The organism is Rugamonas violacea (assembly GCF_016461825.1).
Classification (GTDB): Bacteria; Pseudomonadota; Gammaproteobacteria; order Burkholderiales; family Burkholderiaceae_D; genus Rugamonas.
The window spans coordinates 1-1,028 of record NZ_JAEMNU010000059.1 but is presented as its reverse complement, the minus strand read 5'-3'; the positions used below and the strand labels follow the sequence as shown (position 1 = coordinate 1,028).

The following is a 1,028-nucleotide window of genomic DNA, read 5'->3' as shown; positions in this document are numbered from 1 at the left end:
CTCGAATGTCTTTCGCTTTCTTGTTGCCATGTATCACTCCTCAGATGGTGGATTTTCCACCTATTGAGGTGTCCAGGCAAATTAGACCACAGCATCCTTGTCGTGCGCACTCCACGGATATTTATTCGGATCGTCCTCGCGTATCGTCACATAAGGACTCCCCTGTTGCAATGCATCCCACAATTTCCCCTGTCGATACTTGTCCAACGTGACACCCAGCCCGATCACCTCCAGGACGTATTCCCGCCGTGTCTTTTCCACCTCACCCGCGTTGGGCACAACCGGCTTGCTCTGTACAATCGCGGCCTTCTGCGTTTCCGTGTGCTGCACAGCATTCTTCCAACGGGTTCCGGCGGTCAACATTACCGCCGCCACAGGTATGAGCACAAACCAAAGCAGATGGATTTTCATCGATTGCTCCTCGATAAAGTGGGTCTCGGGTTGAATGGCATAGCTCACATACATAACAAAGACAGTCCACAGGGGGATCAGGATCGCCATGGCGAGCATGGAGCCCAAGATGTAGCGAATCATGCTCGGCCGTTGCACGGCGGTCGGTTGCTTACTCATGATTTTTTTTAGGCGACGGTGTGCTCCGCTCCATGCGCCTGCCATCAAGGCTTTCGCAAACCACGTCGACCGGTAGCTTGGCGGGCAATGTGGGCAGACAGGCAGGAAGCACACCGGTACTGTAGTAGTCGCAATTTCCCTCAATCAGTTTCTGGCGCCATTCGGGTTCAGCATCAAAAAAGGTTTCGAATTGCGTCAGGAAGTTCCCCCAAAGCGCAATCGAGGGCCGTTCAGCTCCTCCTCGCCCTGGCTTTTTCAGGCGCCAATCCGCCACCGCGCACAGGTAGGCATAAAATTTCGGATCGCTCATTGCGGTTCCCTGGCCGATGGCGAGGTCATACGCGGTGACGTGTTCGTGGTTGCCGCTACTGCCGAAAATCGAACCGTGGAAGGATTTCTCAACCTCCTCGTGCTGCCAGCGTAGCCGCGCCTCATCGGGCGTCTCGGTGCGCTTGACC

2 protein-coding genes are annotated in these 1,028 nt (G+C 55.3%); both read right to left on the bottom strand.

From position 1 onward, the window contains the following. Positions 1-81: 81 nt before the first annotated feature. Positions 82-570 (bottom strand): type VI lipase adapter Tla3 domain-containing protein, encoded by a 489-nt coding sequence (locus tag H7U20_RS12385; RefSeq protein ID WP_199759459.1) that lies wholly within the window; start codon positions 568-570, stop codon positions 82-84. After that, positions 563-1,028: effector protein Tle3 domain-containing protein (locus H7U20_RS12380; protein WP_199759458.1), on the bottom strand; the 466-nt coding region annotated here is incomplete at its 5' end. The genes H7U20_RS12380 and H7U20_RS12385, both read right to left, overlap by 8 nt.